Consider the following 20,946-nt stretch of genomic DNA (forward strand, 5'->3'; position numbering starts at 1 on the left):
TCACGAAGAGGGCGCTGTAGCGCCCTCTTCGTGAGCCCCAACCGTCACACAGGGGGGCACCCGCGCGCGGGGGGCGTCCGCAGCATCACCGCGCCACGTGCTCGCCCAGGGCCGCCTGGGTGCTGGGCCACAGGGCGCCGACGACGGCGAGCAGCGCGGCGAGGGCCCCGACCGCCGCCCACGGCGTCACGAGCGTCGACTGGCCGAACGCGAGCAAGTGCAACAGGCCGACCGCCACGACCGGCCCCCGTGCCCAGCGGAGCCGGCGCCACAGCACCACCGCTGCGACCCCCACCAGCAGCGCCCACACCACCAGGCCCAGGGCGATGTGCCCACTGAACTCGCCGTGCCCGCCCGCCAGCGACAGGCCCGCCATGACCACGAAGAAGACCGCGAACCCGGCCGTCGCCACGCTGGCGACGACGAGTCCCCACGGGCGCGGACGGGCGGCCTCGGGCGGCGGGATCGGCACGGTCATCGGCCCCACTGTACGCAGGGCAACACCGGGCGGACGGCAACTCCCCACGGCAACCATGGCGTCACCCTTGTTTTCGCGTCCCGGAATTGGCAGTCTGGACAGTCGCACCAGCCGGACCACCGGGGTGCTCGTTGAACTTCCGTTCTCTTCCGCACCAAGGAGTGGTTGCACCATGGACTGGCGCCATAAGGCGGCGTGCCTGACCGAGGACCCTGAGCTGTTCTTCCCGGTCGGCAACACCGGTCCTGCGATCATGCAGATCGCGGAGGCGAAGAAGGTCTGCCAACGGTGCGACGTGCGCGCCGAGTGTCTCGCGTGGGCGCTGGAGGCCGGGCAGGACCACGGCGTGTGGGGCGGCCTGTCCGAGGACGAGCGGCGCGCCATGAAGCGCCGCAACGCCCGCGCCCGCGTGCGCGGCTGACCGAGCGCTCGGCGTCCTGGACGAGCCCGCGCAGGCGCCGTCCGGACGAGGCCGCGCCGGAGGCGTCCGCCCCAATCAGCCCAGCGGGACCGAGATGCGCGCCCGCGTCTCCCCGTCGGGCAGGGGTTCCATCTCGAACGAGCCGTCCAGATCGGCGATGAGCGCCCGGACGATCGACAGCCCGAGCGAGTGTTCGTCGTCGAGGCTGAAACCACCGGGGAGCGGCTCGCCGTCGTTGGTCACGTCCACCACGAGGCACGCCCCCAGGCGATGAGGGTGCACCTCGACGCGGCCGGCGTCGGCCTGGACGCCGTGTTCCAGGGCGTTCTGGACGACCTCGGTGAAGATCAGGGACAGGTTCGTCGCCACATCGGCGGGGATCGACCCGAAGCTCCCCCGCCGCTGCATCGACACCATCGAACTCGTGGACGCCACGTCGCGCACCATGGTCATGAGGCGGTCGGCCACGTCGTCGAACTGGACCGAACTGTCGAAACCCTGCGACAGGATCTCGTGCACGACCGCGATCGCCGAGACACGCTTCTGCGCGTCGGAGAGGGCGCCGATGGCTTCCTCGCTCGATGTGCGGCGTGCCTGCAGCCTGAGCAGGGCGGCGACGGTCTGCAAATTGTTCTTGACCCGGTGGTGGATCTCTCGGATCGTGGCGTCCTTCGTGACGAGCTGCCGCTCGCGAGCGCGCAGGTCGGTGGCGTCGCGGCACAGGACGAGCCAGCCCTGCGGCCCGTCCTCCCCCTCCAGGGGGACGGTGCGGAGCCGCGCGACGGCCGTCCGCGTCTCGAGATCGGATTCGCGGGCGCGGCGCGGCGCGAGCAGCGGGCCGGACGCCTCCTCCACCGGTTCGCGCGGAGCGGCTGCGAGGGAGCCGGTGACGTCGGCGAAGTTCTCCCCGACGAGGTCGCCGACCCACCCGAGCCGCCGGTAGGCGCTGACGGCGTTCGGGGACGCATACAGGATCGTGCCGTCGGCGGCGACGCGGAACAGTCCGTCGCCGACCCGGGGGCTGCTCCACGGGACAGGCTTGTCGCCCATCACCGGGTAGTGGGCGCGGTGCACCATGCCCGCCAACAGCTGGGCGCCCTCGAGGTAGGTGTCCTCGAGCAGGCCCCGGGCGCGGACGCCCATGCGGTTCGTGTGCATCTCGACGACGCCGATGACGCGGTCGGACCGGAGGACGGGGACAGCGTGCACGTCGACCGGGATACCCGCGCGCAGCTGGTTGTGGCCGATGGACGTGATCGTGCGGCTCAGGTAGGCCTCGGTCACGAGGTGTTCGGGGTCGTAGGCGACCTCCTCGCCGACCACGTCGTCCTCCAGCGCCGTCGGACCCGTGTTCGGCCGGCACTGGGCGGCCGCCCAGAACACGTTGTCGTCCACGTCCGGCACCCACAAGATGAGGTCGGAGAACGACAGGTCGGCCAGCAGATCCCACTGGTCGGTGAGGCCGGCCAGCCACAGCGTGTCCTCGCCCGACAGGTCACAGTGCTGGGCGACGACGTCGGCGAGCATGAGCATGGCGTCATGGTACGGCTCTGGCGGAAGCCCACTCTGCCACGCCCATCGCCGATTTTCCGCAGTCGCCGGCGCATGCGAGAATGGGTCGATGCGTCCTGACGGGGGCGCCACGAACCACTGAGGAGACACCATGGGTAAGGGTGGCCGCAAGCGCAGGTCCCGCAAGAAGAACGCCGCCAACCACGGCAAGCGTCCCAACGCCTGAGCACCGCTCCGGACAGCCGAGGCCCCTCCCCGCTCCGGGGAGGGGCCTTCGACGTTGTCGGGGGAGACCGCGGCACGAACCGCCGGGTTGTCGACGCAAGCCGCCGACGGTCTGCGATTCAGCCCTCGGGGCGGATCTGGATGCGCGTGTAGGTGATCTGCGTCACGATGCGGGCGCGTAGCCCCGCGGGTGCCACCTGCCCGGAACAGGACCGGCGGACCATCGACTTGAGCTTGTCCGCGAGCTCGGCGACCGCGATGCACCGCTCGCACGCGTCGATGTGCACCCGCAGCTCGTCGGCCTTGGCCTCGTCCAGCTCGCCGTCCAGCAGTTCATGGATGCGCAACGCCAGCGCCTGGCACTCCTCCGGGAGCTCGGTCATTCCGCCCCCCCCGTCCCGATGCCGTAGGACGCCGCGTGCTCGGCCAACATGCCACGCAACTGGGTGCGCCCGCGATTGAGGCGGCTCATGACGGTGCCGATCGGCGTCCCCATGATCTCCGCGATCTCCTTGTAGGAGAAGCCCTCGACGTCGGCCAGGTAGACCGCGAGCCGGAAGTCGGGGCTGAGCGCGTTCATCGCTTCGCTCACCACGGAGTCGGGCATGTTGTCGAGGGCGTCCATCTCGGCGCTGCGCAGCCCCGTCGAGCTGTGCTGCTCGGCCCGGTGCAGCTGCCAGTCCTCGACGTCCTCGCCGCCCGCGAGCTGTGGTTGGCGCTGCTTCTTGCGGTAGCTGTTGATGTAGGTGTTGGTGAGGATCCGGTACAGCCACGCCCTCAAGTTCGTGCCCGGCCTGAACTGGTGGAACGAGCCGAACGCCTTCGCGTAAGCCTCCTGCACCACGTCCTCGGCATCGGCCGGGTTCCGCGTCATGCGCAGGGCCGCGCCGTACAACTGGTCGAGGTAGGGCAGCGCGTCCCGCTCGAAGCGTTCGGCGCGTTCGGCCTCCGTCTCGGTGGCCGGGTCGACGAGCGTGGCCTCGGTGTCGATCGGGGTGTCGGTAGCGAGCGTGGTGTCGAGCGGGGTGTCGGTGCTGGGCAGGTTCATCACGTACGAGCCTACCCCGAGCAGCGGATGCACCGCCGCCCGCGCCGCCGCCACCGGGGTCGCCACCATCGTCGTCACACAGCCCCGAACGCGCTTCGGCCGTCCGGATATTCCCGCTCGTCAGCGCTGGGTGGTAGGAATGGTCCATGAACCTTCTGCGTGGTGTCGGCCGCATCCTGCTCGGCGGCTTCTTCATTGCCAACGGTGTCAAGGCCGTGCGCGACCCGGAACCCTTCGTCGCGGCCGCACAGCCGCTTGCCGACAAGGTCGTTCCGTTGGCCCAGCGCGCGCTGCCCGACGAGGCGGCCGCCTACGTGCCGCGCGACACCGCGACCCTCGTGCGCCTCAACGGCGTCGCGTCCGTGCTCGGCGGTCTCGGGATGGTGACCGGGATCTCCACCAAGGGCGGCGGTGCGCTGGCCGCGCTCTCGATGCTGCCCCACGTGGCGGCCGCGAAGAGCTCCACGCTCGACAAGGACACCGCGCGTAGCCTCGTCGTTCGCAACCTGGCCCTGCTGGGTGCCGCCCTCGTCGTGTCCCAGGACACCAAGGGACGCCCCAGCCTCGCCTGGCGCGCCAACGACACCCGCGTCCGGCTCGCCCGCCAGGCTGACCGCGCGGCCAAGTCGGTCGCCAAGGACGCCTCGCACATGACCCAGTTGGCCGGAAAGGACCTCAAGGCCTTCAAGAAGCAGGCCCGGCTGCAGGCGAAGGTCGCCCGCAAGAGCCTCGAGTCCAAGCTGCCCTGACGTTGCCCGCTCCCGTCTCCCCCGCGGCCCCGTGGATCGCCCCGACCCCGTCGGGTCCGGTCCGCGGGGCTCTGGTCGTCCCCGGCTCAAAGTCGGGGACGGCCCGCTCCTACGTCCTCGCGGCCCTCGCCGACGCACCCTCGGTCCTGACCGGCGTCCTCGACGCCCGCGACACCCGCCTGATGCGGGCCGGGCTGGCCGCGTTCGGCGTCGGCTTCTCCGACCTGCCGGACGCCGCCGTGCGGGTGACGCCTCCGGACGCCTTCGCCGCCGGTGACGTCGACTGCGGCCTGGCCGGCACCGTGATGCGGTTCCTCCCCGGCGTTGCCGCGCTCGCCGACGGAGCGAGCCGGTTCACAGGCGATCCCGAGGCGTCCGCGCGGCCGATCCGGCCACTGCTCGACGGGCTCGCCCAGGCCGGCGTCCGCATCGACCACCCCGACGCGGTGCCGTTCACCGTCCACGGCGTCGGGCACGTGCCGGGCGGGAGCGCCCGGATCGACGCGTCGGCGTCCAGCCAGTTCGTGTCCGGGCTGCTGCTGCCCGCCGCCCGCTTCGAGGCTGGCCTGACGCTGCATCACGAGGGCGACCGCGTGCCTTCGCCGCCCCACGTCGCGCTGACTCTCGCCATGCTGGCCGACCGCGGAGTCACCGCGACGGCGTCCGGGCCGACCTGGCGCGTGGAACCCGGCCCCATCGCCGCCCGCGACGAGGCGATCGAACCCGACCTCGTCAACGCCGCGGTGTTCCTCGCGGCGGCTCTGGTCACGGGCGGCGCGGTGACCGTGGGCTGGCCGCGGCACACCGCGCAGGCGGCCGAAAACATCCTCGACACGCTCACCGCGCTCGGGGGGCGCGTCGAACACGGTGACGACACGGTGACCGTGCACGGCAGCGGCGTCGTCACCGGCGCCGACCTCGACCTGACCCGCGCCAGCGAGCTGACGTGCATCGCCGCGTCGCTGCTGGCGCTGGCCGACCGACCTGGCCGCATCAGGGGCGTCGGCCACATCCGACACCATGAGACGGACCGGCTCGCCGCCCTCGAGGCCGAGTTGGGCGCCCGCGGGGCCGGAGTGGAACAGACCGCCGACGGGCTCCTCGTGCAGCCGGCACCGCTCACCGGCGGACCGTGGCACTGCTACGCCGACCACCGCATGGCCCACGCGGGAGCCGTGCTCGGGCTGGCCGTGCCGGGCATCCGACTCGACGACGTGGGCGCCACGACCAAGACCCTCGCCGACTTCGACGGCCTCTGGCGGACGCTGGTGGGCGCGTGAGCCCCCGCCGCGCCGAGCGCGACGAGGAGGACGGCTTCGGCCGGCCCGCGCGCCGCTCCCGGCCCCGCACCAAGGACCGGCCCGACTACTCGGCAGCGGAGGTCGGCATCGTGGTGGGCGTCGACCGCGGCCGGTACACCGTCGTCCTCGACACCGCTGCCGGTCATCGCACCGCGCTCGCCACCAAGGCGCGCCAGCTCGGCCGCAAGGGCGTCATCGTCGGGGACCGGGCCCGTGTCGTCGGCGACACGTCCGGCGCCGAGGGCACCTTGGCGCGCATCGTCGAGGTGGTGGACCGGGACACGGTCCTGCGTCGCACGGCGGACGACGACGATCCGTTCGAGCGGCCGATCGTCGCCAACGCCGACCAACTCGCGATCGTCACCGCGCTCGCCGACCCGCCGCCGCGCATGGGCATGATCGACCGCATCCTCGTGGCCTCCTACGACGGGGGCCTCGACCCGCTGCTCGTGCTCACCAAGGCCGATCTCGCTGCCCCGGACGCCCTCCTGGCCGCCTACGCGGGCCTCGACATCCCGGCCGTCGTCGTCCAGCCGGGCGCCGACCTCACCACCCTGCGCGGCCTCCTGGCCGGCCACCGCACCGTGTTCGTCGGTCACTCGGGCGTCGGCAAGTCGACGCTCGTGAACGCGCTCATCCCGGACGCCGCCCGCGCGGTCGGGCACGTGAACGAGGTCACGGGGCGCGGTCGGCACACGTCCACATCGGCGGTGGCGCTCGAACTGCCCCACCCGGGCGGCTGGGTGATCGACACCCCGGGCGTCCGCAGCTTCGGGCTGTCCCACGTGACGACCGACTCGATCCTCGCCGCCTTCGACGATCTCGCCGCCCTCGTCGAGGAGTGCCCTCGCGGCTGCCGGCACGACTCAGCGGCACCCGAATGCGCCCTCGACGCCGCCGTCGCGGCTGGCCGGCTCCGCCCCGAACGGCTGGAGTCGTTCCGGCGCATGGAGAGGGTGTGGATGGCGCCGGAGTCCTACCGCGCGTGAGGGTGGCGCCGCGCCCGCGGCGTCCCCCTGCCCTAGGCTGCCAGCATGGCTGAGCACTCGTACGTGGACGATCTGCGCCTGGGGCACGTCCTCGCCGACACCGCCGACCAGATCACCACCACGCGGTTCAAGGCGCAGGACCTCCAGGTCTCGACCAAGCCGGACCTCACCGAGGTGACGGACGCCGACACCGCCGTCGAGGACGCCCTCCGCAAGGTGCTGGCCAGGACGCGTCCGCGCGACGCCGTGCACGGCGAGGAGCGCGAGGACACCGGCTGGGGACCGCGCCGCTGGGTGATCGACCCGATCGACGGCACCGCCAACTTCGTGCGCGGCGTCCCGGTGTGGGCGACGCTCATCGCGCTCATGGAGGGCGATGAGGTCGTCGTGGGCGTCGTGTCGGCACCCGCGTTGCAACGCCGGTGGTGGGCTTCCAAGGACGCCGGCGCCTACACGGGCAAGTCACTGGCGAGCGCCACGCGGCTGCAGGTGAGTTCGGTCGGCGCCGTGCACGACGCGTTCCTGTCCTACTCGTCGATCCACGGCTGGGTCGACTCCGGCCGTGGTCAGGAGTTCGTCGATCTGATGCGCGAGGTGTGGCGCACGCGCGCGTTCGGCGACTTCTGGAGCTACCTGCTCGTCGCCGAAGGGGCCGTCGACATCGCCACCGAACCCGAACTGGCCCTGCACGACATGGGGCCGCTCGACGTCATCGTCCGCGAAGCCGGGGGGCGGTTCACGAGCATCGACGGCGCGCCCGGTGTCGGCGGCCCCGGGGCCCTCGCGACGAACGGGCTGCTTCACGACGCCGTGCTGGCCGCGCTGCAGCCCACCGAGCCCACCCGCGACCTCGAGGCGCTCGACTGATCAGTCCACGTCGACGCGGATGGTCTCGGGCATCGCCTGCAAGGCGGTGACGACCGAGTCGTCGGCGGTACCGGACACGTCGAGGACCACGTAGCCGACCGAACCGCGGGTGGCCAGCGTCTGGTGCTCGATGTTCGTGCCGTGGGCGGCGAGAATCGTGTTCAGCGTCGCCAGCACGCCCGGCACGTTGCGGTGCAGGTGCCGGATGCGATGCCCTGCCTCGGACGCCGCAGGGCGCGGGGCGGGCACACCGGGCAGGTTGACGCTCAGGACCGTGGCGCCGTGGTCGGCGTAGTCGGCCAGTTTCCCGGCGACGAACACGCCGATGTTTTCCTGGGCCTCGAGCGTCGAGCCGGCGATGTGCGGCGTGAGGATGACGTTGGGGGTGTTGCGCAGCGGATTGGAGAATTCCTCACCGTTGCTCTTGGGTTCGGTCTCGAAGACGTCGACGGCGGCACCTGCCAGGTGTCCGGAATCGAGGTGTCGTTTGAGCGCGCCCGTGTCGACGACGAACCCGCGCGACAGGTTGAGGAACAGCGACCGGGGCCGCATGAGCGCGAACTCCCGTTCCCCGAACAGGCCGCGGTTCGCCGGCCGCCCGTCGACGTGCAGGCTGATGGTCTCGGCCTCGGCGAGCAGCTGCGCGAGGCTCTCACAGCGTTCGGCGTTGCCGAGAGCCAGCTTGTCGACGACGTCGTAGTATTTGACCCGCATGCCCAGCGACTCGGCCACCACCGACAGCTGACTGCCGATGTTGCCGTAGCCGACGATCCCGAGCGTCCTGCCGCGGATCTCGTGGCTGCCCACGGCCGACTTCACCCACTGTCCGGCGTGCATGCGGGCGTCGTGGTCGGTGAGATGGCGGGCCAACGCGATGATTTCCCCAATGGCCAGCTCGACGACGCTGCGCGTGTTGGAGTAGGGCGCGTTGAAGACCGCGACGCCGTGCTCGGTGGCGGCCTCCAGGTCGACCTGGTTCGTGCCGATGCAGAAGGCACCGATGGCCCTCAGGTGCCGCGCCGCAGCGAGCACCCGGGCCGTCACCTGCGTGGTGGAGCGGATGCCGAGCAATCCCACGCCGTCCAGCGCCTCGATCAGGTCGTCCTCGGCCAGGGCCGACGGGTGCGTCTCCACCTCGAACCCGCGCTCGGTCAGCACCCGCACCCCCTCCGGGTGGATGTTCTCCAGCAGCAATACCCGCGTCGCACCGGCCCTCACCCGCGCGAGTCTAGGACGCGGCGCTTCTGCACAGAGCCGAAACGAGGTGCCCGGGCCAACGCGCACTCAGTCGTCCCAAGGGCGTGCCCCGAACCGGGGCACCGCGGCCAGCAGCCCGGCCGTGTACGGGTGTTGCGGTTGCGCGAAGACGGACGCCGTCGGCCCGGCCTCTACGATGCGGCCGCCCTGGAGGACGATCGCATCGGTGCACACGTGCCGGATGACGGACAGGTCGTGGCTGATGAACACGAGGGTGAGGCCGAGGGAGGCGACGAGGTCCATGAGAAGGTTCAGCACCTGGGCGCGCACGGACACGTCGAGCGCCGAGACGGCCTCGTCGGCCATGAGAACCTCCGGCCCCGGCGCGAGCGCGCGGGCGATCGCGACACGCTGGCGCTGGCCGCCCGAGAACTCGTGCGGGAAACGACCGGCGGCGTCCGCCGGCAGACCGACGGCGGCGAGCAGGTCGGCGACCCGGGCCTCCCGGGCCGAGCGGTCGACGGGAACACCGCGCCGAGCCAGCTCACCCTGGATCGCGGGCGCTCGCAACGGCTCGGCGATGATCGTCCCGATGCGCATGCGCGGGTCGAGAGAGGCGCGCGGATCCTGGAAGACGAGTTGCACGCGAGCGCGGAGGAAGCCCAGCGCGCGCTCCGGGGTGCCGCTGACCTGCTGGCCCGCGAACCGGACCGTCCCCGCTGTCGGCCGGTCGAGCGCCGCCATGAGCCGGATGAGAGTGGACTTGCCGCTGCCCGACTCCCCCACGATGCCCAGCCGCTGTCCCCGGGCGACCGTGAGGCCCACGTCGTCCAGCGCGACGACGCGCCGCTCGCCGCGGCCATAGACGCGCGTCAGGTGCTCCACCTCGTACAGCGGCGCGCTCATGGCGTCCACCCGCCGTCCTCGACCGTGGGAAGGCGGGCGCCGGGCTCGACGAGATCGAGGCGGGCCGCGGCCACGAGCCCGGCGGTGTACGGGTGCCGGGGGGCGTGCAGCACCTGGTCGACCGTGCCGGCCTCCACGATCACGCCGTCGTGCATGACGACCACGTCGGAGCAGACACCCGAGACGACCGCCAGATCGTGGCTGATGAACAGGCAGGCCGCGCCGGCGGCGTCCAACACCGCGTCGAGGACGCCGAGAACGCGTGCCTGGACCGTCACGTCGAGCGCCGTCGTCGGCTCGTCGCAGATGACGAGGTCGGGCGCGTTGACGAGAGCCATCGCCGTGACGATGCGCTGCCGCTGGCCACCGGAGAGCTGGTGCGGGTAACTGTCGGCGACGCGGGCTGGGTCCTCGAAGCCGACCTCGCCGAGGATGCGCAGCACGGCGTCGCGGGCGCGGCCGGCGTCGGCGCCGCGGTGCAGCCGGAACGCCTCGGCCACCTGGCGGCCGGCGGTCATCGTGGGATCGAGGGCCGTCATGGGTTCCTGGAAGATCATGCTCACGACGTCGCCGCGCAACCGGGCCATCTGCTTGTCGGGCAGGCCGACCAGCTCGCGGCCGCCGAGCCGGACCGACCCGGTGACGTGGGCCGTGTCGGGCAGCAGACCCATGACGGCCAGCGCGGTGACGGTCTTCCCCGAGCCCGACTCGCCGATGATCCCCAAGCGGCGGCCGGCGCCGAGCGTGAGGGTGACGCCCCGGACGGCGGGCGGGCGGCGTCCGAACGCCACCGTCAGGTCGGTGATCTGGAGCAGGGCGCCCCCGGCGCCCGCCGGGGCGGTCATGCGACGTCCCGCAGCCGGGGATCGAGGAAATCGCGCAGGCCGTCGCCGACGAGGTTGAAACCGAGCACGGCGACGGCGATCGCCAGGCCCGGCCACAGCGCCTGCAGCGGGGCGTTGAAGAGGTAGGTCTGCGCGTCCATGAGCATGCGGCCCCACGAGGGCGTCGTGGGCGGCGTGCCGAGACCGAGGTAGCTCAGCGCCGCCTCGGCGAGGATCGCGAGCGCGAACGTCACCGACGCCTGCACGCCGATGAGGGGCGCAATGTTGGGCAGGACGTGGCGGCCGGTGATGGCGAGGCGCGGCGTCCCGCAGGAGCGGGCAGCCAGGACGAAGTCGGACGCCAGCACGCTCAGCGCCCCCGCCCGGCTGACCCGCAGGAAAGCGGGGATCGATGCGATGCCGATGGCCGCCATCGCGGTCTCGGTGGACCCGCCGAACGCTGCCGCAAACAAGATGGCCAGCAACAACGCCGGAAAAGCGTAGGCGATGTCGGTGGCGCGCAGGACGGCCTCGGCGAGCGGACGCGGCAGCTGGGCGGTCAGCAAGCCGAGCGGGACGCCGACCACCGCGGCCAGCCCGACCGCGATGACGCCGACGTAGATGGCCGACCGGGCGCCCACCAGGATGCGGCTCAGGATGTCGATGCCCATGCCGTCCGTGCCCAGCACGTGCGGCCAGCCGGGGGCCTGGAGCGGCGGGGCGGACAGGACCGCCGTGGGGTCGAAGGGCGTCCACGCATAGGAGAGCAGGGCCATCCCGACGACGAGGACGACGAGGACGAGGCCGACCGCGAGCTCCAGCCGCTTCACCGATCGACCCCCGTGCGCAGGCGCGGGTCGATGACGACGTAGCTCAGATCGACGAGCGCGTTGATGACGAGGACGGAGAACACGAGCAGCATGACGACCCCGCGCACGGTGACGAGGTCGTAGCTCGTCACAGACTGGAGCAGCAGCGAACCCAAGCCGGGCAGAACGAACACGCGCTCCACCACGATGGCGCCGACGAGCACGGCCGCGAGTTGGAGCCCGATGACGGTGACGAGCGAGACCGCGGCGTTGCGGAGGCCGTGGCGGGCCAGCGCGCGCCACGGCGTCCAGCCGATGGAGCGGGCGGTACGGAAGTAGTCCTCGCCGAGGACCTCGAGGAAGGCCGACCGGACGTACCGGATCAGCACCGCGCCCTGCACGAGCCCGAGCGACAGCACGGGCAGCACGAGGTGGGACGCCCACCCCATCGGGTCGGTGCCCAGCGGCACGTAGCCGCCGGAGGGGAACCAGCGCAGCGTCACGGCGAACACCAGGACGAGCAGAATGCCCGCCCAGAACGCCGGGATCGCCATCCCCACCTGCGCCGCCGCCGACGTGACGAATCCGGCCGGACGTCGTCGCTTCAAGGCCGCGACCGCTCCGAGCGGGACAGCGACGAGCGCTGCGAGGAGCAGTCCGAACGACGCCAGCCATGCGGTCACGCCGATGCGTGGGGCGATGAGTCCGGCGACGGGCAGGCTGGAGGTCCACGAGGTGCCGAAGTCGCCGGCCAGCATGCCGCCGATCCAGGTGACGTACTGGGCGGCGAGCGGTCGGTCGACGCCGAGTTGGGCGCGTTTGGCGGCCAGTTGTTCGGGGGACGCCCCGTCGCCGAGCAGGACGCGCGCCACGTCCCCCGGCAGCGCCTGGGTGACGACGAAGATCACGACGGACGCCACGGCCAGGCTGAGCGCGAAAACGCCCAGCCGGATGCCGATGGCCAGCCCCACGCCGGCCCGTCGGGGGGTCAGGACCCGATCCTCTACGCGCTCGCCATGGTGGTGGCGTCGAACGACAACGAGGTCGCGTTGGTGGGGATGCCGGTGATCCCGGCCCGGGTGACCACCAGGTTCGGCAGGCAGTAGAGCCAGATGGCGGCGGCGTCCTCTGCGAGCAGCTTCGCCGCCGCCTTCATGCCGGCCACGAACTCCTCCATCGTGCCGGCGTCCGCCTGCTCGACGAGCGTGTCCAGCGCCGGGTTGTCGTAGCGCCAGTAGTAGTTGGGGTTGGTGAAGGTGACGAGGTCGCGCGCCTCCACGTGGGCGACGATCGTCATGTCGTAGTCGGCGTTGGTGTACACGACCTCGCTCCAGCGGTTCGGGAACTGCAGCTCCTCGATCTGGGCGGTGACACCGACGGCCGCCAACTGGCTGGCGACGAACTGGGCCGCGCGGGTGGCGTACGGCAACGCGGCGGGCTTGAGGCGGAGCGTGAGGTTGGTCTGACCGGCCTCCGCGAGCAGCTGCTTCGCGCGCTCGGGGTCGTAGGGGAACAGGCCGGTGAGGTCCTCGTAGTAGGGATCCGTGGGCACCGACATCGAACCGAGGACGACGCCCTTCCCAGCCCAGGTCGTGGCGACGAGCGCCCTCTTGTCGATCGCCATCGTGAGCGCTTGCCGCACGCGTGGGTCGGCCAGCGCCGGAGTCGCGTTGTTCAGGCCGAGGACGACCTCTCCGTTGGTCGTACCCTCGATCACGGTGAACCTGCTGGTGTCGGCGAACTGGGCGAGGGCGTCCGGCGCCTGCAGGTTGCTGATCACGTCGATCTGGCCGCTCAGCAGGGCCGCGTTGAGGGCGTTGGGATCACTGATGTAGCGCAACACCACCTCGTCGAAGCTGGCGGGCGTTCCCCAGTAGTTGGCGTTGCGATCCAGGGTGATCGAGTCACCGGGGGTCCAGGCGGAGACGGCGAAGGGGCCGGAGCCGGCCGTGGCTGTCGCGGCGTCGGTGAAACCCGCCGGGTTCATGACGATGCCGGCAGTGGAGGCCATGTCGTAGAGCCACAGGATCGACGGGCGGGTGAGGTGCACCTCGAGCGTCGTCGCGTCCACGGCCACCGCCGTGTCGACGACCGACATCGAGGTCGTCAGCTTCGCGGCCACCGGCTGCGTCTTGATGCGCTCGATGTTCTGTTTGACCGCGTCGGCCGTCACCTGGGTGCCGTCGGCGAAGTGCGCCAGCGGGTTGAGCTGGAAGGTGTAGGTGAGCCGATCGGGCGACAGATCCCACGCACGGGCCAGCAGGGGCTTCAGATTCCCCTCCGGGTCGAGCTTCAGCAGCGTCTCGTAGACGTTGTAGAGCAGCGCCTGCGCGCCAGCCGCCGCCGCGTAGGCCGTGGGGTCCAGCGAGGGGGGCTCGGCGGTGGCTCCGATCACCAGTCGCCTGCGGACCGCCGGGGTCGCCGGAGAGCCCGTGGTGCCGGACGCCGTGGGTGCCGGCCCGGTGGTGCACGCCGACGTGGCTGCCGCCGCGATCATGCCTGCGACAAGCGGCAACGACCGTCGCGAGAACCGGAACGGCTCGGATGGCGCTGGCGACATGAGATCCCCCTGGTGAACGGGCCGGAACGGCGCGGTCAGCTTATACAACCGATCCTCGCGGGGCCCGGATTTGGCCACCCGGATGGCAACAGGTAGAGTAGGTCGAGCACCGCGGGGTGGAGCAGCTCGGTAGCTCGCTAGGCTCATAACCTAGAGGTCACAGGTTCAAATCCTGTCCCCGCTACGAAGCAGCTGGCCTCGGGCACGTCCCGGGGCCAGCTGCTTTTTCCGGGGAGCTTGAGCGGCCGACGTGGGCCGGCCCACCGAAAGCAACGGTGGCACTTGTACCTTTCGGTGTCCCCCGAAAGGGGGGAAGCCACCCCGGAGGTCTCGACCGTAGGCTGATCGCAGACTGATCTCATGGGGGAAGCGAGTGACGAGGACCAACGCCGGGCCGCGACTCCGTGGACGCGTCCGGGCGTCCGCGGCCGCCGTGGTGCTCGTCGCTGCGTTGGCTCTTGGTCAGCCGGTGGCCGCCGGCGTCCCGTCCCCGGGCATCGTGCCGCCCACCGCCGGCGCCGGGCCTGCCCTCACGCCCAGCCCCACCAACCCGTGGCCGATGGTCACCGTGGTGGACACGGCGAGGCGGGCGCTGAGCGCCGTCATCGACTTCACGGTCTGCACCAAGGTCACCGGCCCGGCCGGTCAACAGTGTGTGACGGCGTCGACCGTGCTCGACGACAACCAGCGCACCATCGGCGGCGTGAGCGACCTCATCGCCCGCACCACCGTGTTGCCCGCCGGCGCCTACACAACGATCACCGTCGAGGTCAGCGTCAAGCGCGTGCCGGCCGGCTACGAGCTGCCCACAAGGACGTACACGGCCGTACTCAACCCGAACAACGCCGGCGTCGGGTGGCGGGAGAACGACCCGGGCCAAGCCGACGGCGTCCTCACGTTCGTGGTGGAAGGCCAGGCAGCCGACCCGGGAACCACCTCGCCGCCGGTGACGCAGCCGCCCGGAACGGACCCGCCGGTCACCTCCCCGCCGGTCACCTCCCCGCCGATCAGCGCGCCCCCGGTCACCTCCCCGCCGATCAGCGCACCGCCGATCAGCGCGCCGCCCGGGATCTCTCCTCCCTGGACTTCTCCTCCACTGACCGCCCCTCCCGTGATCGTCCCGCCTGTGACGGCCCCCACCGTGCCCAGGACACCTGGCGACGTCCCCGGCCGAGCGTCCGGCACGACGTCGCACGACCCGGTCGCCGCACCCACACCTGAGGGCGGCCCCCTGTCCGAGGGCCCTCTCGAACAGGGCGGGCAACCGGTGCCGACCCACGCGCCCAGCGCGGCAACCGCCGGACCCACGACCAGCGCGTCAGCCACACCGGAAGAGGACACCCCTGCCCCCGTGACCGAGCCGCCAACGCCGCAGCCCGGCCCCGGCTCGTTCGCCGACCTGGCCAACACGCCGATCACCCCACTCCTCGGCGGCGGCATCGTGATCGCGGGGCTGCTGCTCGCGTTCGCGCCGCCCATGCAGCGCCCACGCATCCGCTGACGTCCCCGCACCGCACCGTGTGCTTGGATGACGGGGTGAGCACCACCGGACGCCTCGCGTACCCGATCCATCGACGCACCCTCGACAACGGCCTCCGGGTGATCGTGAGCCCCGACCACAACGCCCCCGTCGTCGCGGTCAACCTGTGGTACGACGTGGGCTCGCGCGACGAAACCGTCGGTCGCACAGGCTTCGCCCACCTGTTCGAGCACCTCATGTTCCAGGGGTCCGCGCACGTCGCCTCCGGCGAGCACCTCAACCTGCTCCAGGCGAACGGGGCCTCCTGCAACGCGACGACCTGGTTCGACCGCACCAACTACTTCGAGACCGTCCCTTCCGGCGTCACCGAACTTGCGCTGTGGCTGGAGGCGGATCGCATGGCCCACCTGCTCGATGCGGTCAACGACGAGAACCTCGCCAATCAGCGCGACGTCGTCAAGGAAGAGAAGCGGCAGCGCTACGACAACGCCCCCTACGGCGACATGATCGAGCACCTGTTGACCCTCTCGTTCCCGCCCGACCACCCCTACGGCCACACCGTCATCGGTTCGATGGCCGATCTCGACGCCGCCGGCGTCAGCGACGTGCACGCTTTCTTCACCACCTGGTACGCGCCCGGCAACGCGGTCCTCACCCTCGTCGGCGACATCGAGCCGGCCGAGGCGTTCGCCCTCGCCGCACGCCACTTCGGTGCGTTGCCCACGCGTGCGCTGCCCACCCGGCCGACGGTCGCCACCCTGGGGCCGCACGCCGGGGTCCCGCGGATCGTGACGAGCGCCGACGTCCCCGCCGACGCCCTCTACCTCGCCTTCCGAACTCCGCCCGCGGGCACCCGGGAGGCGGACGCCGCCGAGTTGGCCCTCGAAGTGCTCGGCGGCAGCGAAACGTCGCGGCTGCATCGGCGCCTCGTCCTCGGCGACCAGACGTGCTCGACCGCAGGCGCGGGGGTCGTCGGCCTCGCGCGGAGCAACTCGCTCGGCTTCGCGCTCGCCCGGGCACTCGACGGCGCCGACCTGGCCGCCGTCGAGAACGCCGCCTGCGCCGAATTCGAGCGGTTCGCCGCGGACGGACCCACCGACGAGGAGTTGGCCAGGGTCCGCGTCCAGTACGAGCGGCATTGGCTCAGCGAATGCGCCCGCGTCGAAGCGCGCGCTGACCTCATCAGCGGTTTCACCACCCAGTTCGACGACCCCGACCGGGTCAACTCCCGTCTGGCCGACTACACCGCCCTCACCACCGGAGAGATCAGGGGCGCAGCCCGCGCCTGGCTGCGCCCGGAGCACCGGGCCGTGCTCGAGTACCACCGTGCACCACGCGCCGAGGCCTGCGAGGAGGACGCATGACCACCCGACCCGCCATCCGCCCGCCGGCGGCGTGGCACGCGCCCGCACCGGCGGCGTCCACCCTCGCCAACGGGCTGCGCGTGCTCGCGTTCCGGATGCCCGGCCAGTACGTGACCTCGGTCGCACTCGTCGCCGACCTGCCGATGACGGCCGAGCCGCGCGACCGGGAGGGGGTCGGGGCGCTCACCGCGGGGACGCTCGACCAGGGCACCGCCACGCACCCCGGCACCGCGTTCGCCGACGCCGTCGAGGCGTGCGGCGCGATCCTGCACGCCGGCTCCGGCCACTCCCACGTCGCCGTCCACCTCGACGTGCCGACGACGCACCTCGCGCCGGCGGCGTCCCTGCTGGCCGAGGCGCTGGCCGATCCGGAACTCGCGGACGCCGACGTCGACCGTCACCGCCGCCTGCGGCTCGCCCAGCTCGAGCAACAGCGCGCCCGCGGCGCGGATCGCGCCAACCAGGTGTTCCGGCACGTCCTGATCGATCCAGCCCTGCGCTCCCAGCGGCTCGCAGCGGGCGAAGCCGACACGGTGGCCGCCGTCACCGGCGCGGACGTGCGCGCCTTCCACGGGCGCTTCTACGGTCCGGCGGGCGCGACGCTCGTGGTGGCGGGCGAGGTGACGGACGCCGACGTCGCCCTCCTCGCCGACGCGCTCGCAGCCTGGGAGAACCCCCGCCAGGAGCGGGCCCGGCACGAGGCGGCGGCCGCTCAGCCGCCGCGGGTCGTGCTCGTCGACCGGCCCGGCTCGGTGCAGGCCGATCTGCGCTACGGCTGGCTCACCGTCGACCGCACCGACCCGCGCTTCGGCGCCCTCCAGATCGCCGCTCACGCTCTCGGCGGGGCGTACCTGAGCCGCCTCAACGGCGTGCTGCGCGAGGAGAAGGGCTACACGTACGGCGCCAGTCTCGTCACCGCGCCGCTGCGCTCGGGTGGGCTGACCTATGCGCAGGGATCGTTCCGCACCGAGGTGGTCGGCGACGCGCTCCGGCTGCTTCCTGGCCTCGTCGACGTGACGGACGCCCCCCTCACCCTCGCCGAGCGCGACCGTGCCAGTGACTATCTCGTCGGCGTCACACCGCTGCGGTACGCGACCGCCGGCGGGCTCTGCGAGAGCCTGACCTCCCTGGTCGCAGCCGGCCTGGGCCCCGACTTCATCGACGCGCAACTGGCCGCGTGGGGATCCGTCACCCCCGAGGAAGCGACAGCGGCGGCGGCGGAGTTGCTGCGTCCGGACGCCGCGACGCTCGTCGTCGTCGGCGACGCCGAAGCCCTCACGCCGCAACTCGCCGCTGCAGGGTTCGCGGCCGAGGTCGTACCGGCGGGGTCGGCGCTCTGAGCTCCCCCGCCCCACCGGCCTCGTCAGCGGCCCATGGCCCGGAGGGCCTCCTCCAGCGCAGCCTTCGCCTCGTTGTTCTTCGCCTGGTAGGTGGCCAGATCGCCCTCGCGGAGCGCGACCTCGGCCTCGTTGAAGGCTGACTCCGCCCGCTGCAGGGCGTCCAGGGCGGCCTGCTGGTCGCCTGTGCCCGGAGCCGTCGGCGTGGTGGGGGCGGACGGCGTCCCACCCTCGGTGGGCGGCGCCTGGCCCGTCGGCAACTCACCGGTCTCGGCGCCGGCGAAGCCGCCGAAGACGAGATCGAGAGCCTCCTGCAGGGTCGAACCGATGCCCACGTGCTCACCGAACCGGACGACGACGAACGTCAACGCCGGGTACGCGCCCGCCGAGCCGGAACGCTCGGTGTAGATCGGCTCCACGTAGAGCAGGCCGTTGCCCATGGGCAGCGTCAGCAGGTTGCCGAACCGGACCGCCGCCGACCCACGCGTCTGCTGGTACGGCAGCAGTCGGGCCGCCACGTCGGGGTTCTGCGTGATCGCGTTCTGCGTCTGGCCGGGCCCGTCGATCTGCTGGGTGTCCGACATGCGCAGGATCCGCAACGACCCGTAGTCCGGGCTCGCGGCGTCCGCGTTGACGGCCAGGTAGGCGGCCAGGTTCTGGCGGCCACGCGGCACGAAGACGGCGGTCTGGCTGAACACCGGCGTCTCGTCACCCGGCCAGCGGATCGACAGGTAATAGGTGGGCTCGCGCAGTTGGGCGTCCGTCTGGACCGGATCCACCGGGATCTCCCACAGGTCGGTGGAGCCGTACCAGACGTACGGGTCGCTCACGTGGTAGCGGGCGAGGATCTCGCGCTGCACCTTGAACAGGTCCTCGGGATAGCGCAGATGGCTCAGCAGATCGGGCGAGATCTCCGAGCGCGGCTTCACCGTGCCGGGGAACACCTGCTCGTAGGTGCGCAACAGCGGGTCGGATTCGTCCCACGCGTATAGATCGACGGTGCCGTCGTAGGCGTCCACGACCGCCTTGACCGAGTTGCGCATGTAGTTGATGGGGGCGTCCAGTTGGGTGACGGTCGTCTGCGTGTCGGTCGTGGCCCGCTGCAGCGAGACCCGCTGGCTGTTGGGGTAGGTGGAACTGGTCGTGTAGGCGTCCACGATCCACACCAGCCGGCCGTCGACGATCGCCGGGTACAGGTTGCCGTCGACCGTGAGCCACGGCGCGACCTTCTGGACGCGCTCGCGCGGCGTCCGATCGAAGAGGATGCGCGACTGGCTGTTGACCCGGTCGGACAGCAGGATGTTGAGGTCGGCGAGTCGGGTGGCGAACACCATCCGCCGCCAGTAGTCGCCCATCGGGACGCCGCCCAGCCCGTCGTACACGTTGTACTGTTCGCCGCCGCCCTGGGCGCCACCCGGGCTGTCCAGTTCGATGGGAGCCTGGCCGTCCTCGCGGCCGACGATGGCGAAGTTCGTGGACTGCTCGCCGTAGTAGACGCGCGACTGGGTCTCCTCGATGGCGCCTGTGGGCGGGATGTCGCGGGTGATCCAGACGGGCTCGCCGTTGCTCTGCCGGCGGTTGCCGTAGGCCGACACGAAACCGTGGCCGTGGGTGTACACCGTGTGGATGTTGTTCCAGTTCGGGTCCGGGATGGCGTCCGGGTTGATCTCGCGCGCCGCGATGACGACGTCGGTCTCCTGATCGTCGATCGTGTAGCGGTCGATGTCGAGGATGTCGGGGAACGTGTAGTAGCCGCGCACCTGCTGCAGTTGCTCGAAGGTCGGGGCGACGACGTTCGGGTCCATGAGGCGGATGCCGGGCAGGGCGGCGGCGTCCGCGGCCAACTGCCCCGGTCGCACCTGCGTGACCGCCTCGTACTCGGTGATCGCGACGTCCGCCACACCGTAGGCCTGTTTCGTCGCGTTCATCTGCGCTTGGATGTAGGGACGTTCGTAGTCGGGCTCGTTGGGCCGCACCTGCAGGCCCTGGACGATCATCGGGTAGATCAGCGAGAGGATGAGGCCCGACACGATCATGAGCACCACGCCCGCCATGGGCAGGATGCCCCGGTGCAGGAACGCGTTCACCACGAACAGGCCGGCGACGAGGAACGAGATCACCGCCACGACCAGCTTGGCAGTGAGTCGGGCGCGGGCGTCCGTGTAGTGAAGGCCGGTGAACAAGGTGCCCTGGTCGAGCAGCAGCCCGTACCGGTCAAGCAGGTTCTGGACGCCGTACATCAGCAGGATGCCCGCCGCCAGCAGGGACAGATGAGTGGACGCCGCCCGCGAGCGCGGGTTGCCGCGCCCGGTGCCGAGGTTGCCGACGGCGAAATGGACGGCCGCCGCGGCGACGAGGCCGAAGAGCAGGGCGCTCATCACGAGCCCCGCGACGAGGCGCCAGACCGGGTACTCGAGCAGGTAGAACGAGACGTCGAGACCGAACGTCGGCTCGGTGACACCCGCCGGTTGCCGGTTGAGCCACGCCAGGACGGGCAGCGCCTGCGTCGCGGCCGACAGACCGGCCATGGCGCCGAACATGAGCGAGGGGACGACCATCGTCGTCACGCGGTTGTGCTCGAGCAGGTCGCGATAGCGGTCGAGCACGGCGGACGCCCCCGTGCGGCGGTGCGGCGGACGGGTCCGGAAGGCGAGCGCCATGTTGCCGAGGATCGCGCCACCCATGACGACCGTGCCGACCACGAACAGCAGCACCTGCGTGAGCAGCTGGGTGGTGAACACCTGGGTGAACCCGATCGAATCGAACCACAGCTTCTCGCTCCAGACCGTCGCGTAGATCACGAACGCGGCGACGATCAGCGCGACCCCCACGATGGTGGGCAGAGCGGGGCTGCGACGGCGGCGAATGGCGGTTGGCAC

19 protein-coding genes and 1 tRNA gene are annotated in these 20,946 nt (G+C 71.6%); 9 read left to right on the forward strand and 11 right to left on the reverse strand.

The genetic code is table 11. From position 1 onward, the window contains the following. Positions 1-85 precede the first annotated feature (85 nt). Positions 86-478, reverse strand: coding sequence for a hypothetical protein (locus tag Q1K57_RS13080; RefSeq protein ID WP_300083352.1), 393 nt, complete (start codon positions 476-478; stop codon positions 86-88). 172 nt (positions 479-650) lie between these two features. On the opposite strand from Q1K57_RS13080, the gene Q1K57_RS13085 reads away from it, so the two are divergent. Beyond that, positions 651-899, forward strand: a complete 249-nt coding sequence (locus Q1K57_RS13085) for a WhiB family transcriptional regulator (protein ID WP_300083353.1) — start codon at positions 651-653, stop codon at positions 897-899. A gap of 75 nt (positions 900-974) precedes the next feature. Here the strand turns inward: Q1K57_RS13085 and Q1K57_RS13090 are convergent, their stop codons facing one another. From Q1K57_RS13090 to Q1K57_RS13100, 3 genes are all read right to left on the reverse strand, one after another. Next, positions 975-2,432: a PAS domain-containing sensor histidine kinase gene (locus Q1K57_RS13090; protein WP_300083354.1), complete on the reverse strand. Its 1,458-nt coding sequence runs from the start codon at positions 2,430-2,432 to the stop codon at positions 975-977. A gap of 323 nt (positions 2,433-2,755) precedes the next feature. After that, positions 2,756-3,019, reverse strand: coding sequence for a mycothiol system anti-sigma-R factor (gene rsrA / locus Q1K57_RS13095; RefSeq protein WP_300083355.1), 264 nt, complete (start codon positions 3,017-3,019; stop codon positions 2,756-2,758). Next, positions 3,016-3,753 carry a sigma-70 family RNA polymerase sigma factor gene (locus Q1K57_RS13100; protein ID WP_300083414.1) on the reverse strand — a complete coding sequence of 246 codons (738 nt, stop codon included), beginning with the start codon at positions 3,751-3,753 and terminating at the stop codon, positions 3,016-3,018. The genes rsrA and Q1K57_RS13100 overlap by 4 nt, the downstream gene beginning before the upstream one ends. Positions 3,754-3,830: 77 nt before the next feature. Between Q1K57_RS13100 and Q1K57_RS13105 the strand changes: the two genes are divergently transcribed. The 4 genes from Q1K57_RS13105 to Q1K57_RS13120 are packed head-to-tail and all read left to right on the forward strand — an operon-like array spanning position 3,831 to position 7,590. Continuing rightward, on the forward strand, positions 3,831-4,433 hold the full coding sequence (locus tag Q1K57_RS13105; RefSeq protein ID WP_300083356.1) for a DoxX family membrane protein: 603 nt from the start codon (positions 3,831-3,833) through the stop codon (positions 4,431-4,433). Between the two features lie 2 nt (positions 4,434-4,435). Beyond that, the gene (gene aroA, locus Q1K57_RS13110) at positions 4,436-5,713 is read left to right on the forward strand and encodes a 3-phosphoshikimate 1-carboxyvinyltransferase (RefSeq protein WP_300083358.1); all 1,278 of its coding nucleotides are present in this window, start codon (positions 4,436-4,438) and stop codon (positions 5,711-5,713) included. After that, positions 5,710-6,723, forward strand: coding sequence for a ribosome small subunit-dependent GTPase A (rsgA, locus tag Q1K57_RS13115; protein ID WP_300083359.1), 1,014 nt, complete (start codon positions 5,710-5,712; stop codon positions 6,721-6,723). Before aroA ends, rsgA begins: the two co-directional genes overlap by 4 nt. A gap of 45 nt (positions 6,724-6,768) precedes the next feature. Beyond that, complete coding sequence (locus tag Q1K57_RS13120; protein WP_300083360.1) at positions 6,769-7,590, forward strand: inositol monophosphatase family protein; 822 nt, start codon at positions 6,769-6,771, stop codon at positions 7,588-7,590. Here Q1K57_RS13120 and serA read toward each other — a convergent pair whose 3' ends face one another. From serA to Q1K57_RS13150, 6 genes are all read right to left on the reverse strand, one after another. After that, complete coding sequence (serA, locus tag Q1K57_RS13125) at positions 7,591-8,808, reverse strand: phosphoglycerate dehydrogenase (RefSeq protein WP_300083361.1); 1,218 nt, start codon at positions 8,806-8,808, stop codon at positions 7,591-7,593. Positions 8,809-8,874: 66 nt separating this feature from the next. After that, positions 8,875-9,693, reverse strand: a complete 819-nt coding sequence (locus tag Q1K57_RS13130; RefSeq protein ID WP_300083362.1) for an ATP-binding cassette domain-containing protein — start codon at positions 9,691-9,693, stop codon at positions 8,875-8,877. Beyond that, positions 9,690-10,538, reverse strand: a complete 849-nt coding sequence (locus Q1K57_RS13135) for an ABC transporter ATP-binding protein (protein WP_300083363.1) — start codon at positions 10,536-10,538, stop codon at positions 9,690-9,692. Before Q1K57_RS13135 ends, Q1K57_RS13130 begins: the two co-directional genes overlap by 4 nt. After that, positions 10,535-11,347 carry an ABC transporter permease gene (locus tag Q1K57_RS13140; RefSeq protein WP_300083365.1) on the reverse strand — a complete coding sequence of 271 codons (813 nt, stop codon included), beginning with the start codon at positions 11,345-11,347 and terminating at the stop codon, positions 10,535-10,537. The genes Q1K57_RS13135 and Q1K57_RS13140 overlap by 4 nt, the downstream gene beginning before the upstream one ends. After that, complete coding sequence (locus Q1K57_RS13145) at positions 11,344-12,297, reverse strand: ABC transporter permease (RefSeq protein WP_300083366.1); 954 nt, start codon at positions 12,295-12,297, stop codon at positions 11,344-11,346. Before Q1K57_RS13145 ends, Q1K57_RS13140 begins: the two co-directional genes overlap by 4 nt. A 32-nt stretch (positions 12,298-12,329) precedes the next feature. Next, entirely contained in the window at positions 12,330-13,886 is a 1,557-nt protein-coding gene (locus Q1K57_RS13150) for an ABC transporter substrate-binding protein (RefSeq protein WP_300083367.1), read from the reverse strand. A 110-nt stretch (positions 13,887-13,996) separates the two neighbouring features. Between Q1K57_RS13150 and Q1K57_RS13155 the strand changes: the two genes are divergently transcribed. The 4 genes from Q1K57_RS13155 to Q1K57_RS13170 all read left to right on the forward strand — a co-directional run bounded on the left by Q1K57_RS13155 (position 13,997) and on the right by Q1K57_RS13170 (position 18,070). Beyond that, a tRNA-Met gene (locus tag Q1K57_RS13155) sits at positions 13,997-14,070 on the forward strand. A 189-nt stretch (positions 14,071-14,259) separates the two neighbouring features. After that, complete coding sequence (locus Q1K57_RS13160) at positions 14,260-15,387, forward strand: hypothetical protein (RefSeq protein ID WP_300083368.1); 1,128 nt, start codon at positions 14,260-14,262, stop codon at positions 15,385-15,387. A 35-nt stretch (positions 15,388-15,422) separates the two neighbouring features. Next, complete coding sequence (locus tag Q1K57_RS13165; protein ID WP_300083369.1) at positions 15,423-16,730, forward strand: pitrilysin family protein; 1,308 nt, start codon at positions 15,423-15,425, stop codon at positions 16,728-16,730. Further along, the gene (locus Q1K57_RS13170) at positions 16,727-18,070 is read left to right on the forward strand and encodes an insulinase family protein (protein WP_300083370.1); all 1,344 of its coding nucleotides are present in this window, start codon (positions 16,727-16,729) and stop codon (positions 18,068-18,070) included. The genes Q1K57_RS13165 and Q1K57_RS13170 overlap by 4 nt, the downstream gene beginning before the upstream one ends. Positions 18,071-18,093: 23 nt before the next feature. On the opposite strand, the gene Q1K57_RS13175 is transcribed toward Q1K57_RS13170, so the two are convergent. Beyond that, positions 18,094-20,946, reverse strand: a complete 2,853-nt coding sequence (locus Q1K57_RS13175) for a UPF0182 family protein (RefSeq protein WP_300083371.1) — start codon at positions 20,944-20,946, stop codon at positions 18,094-18,096.

The organism is Propioniciclava sp. (genome assembly GCF_029977985.1).
Classification (GTDB): Bacteria; Actinomycetota; Actinomycetes; order Propionibacteriales; family Propionibacteriaceae; genus Propioniciclava.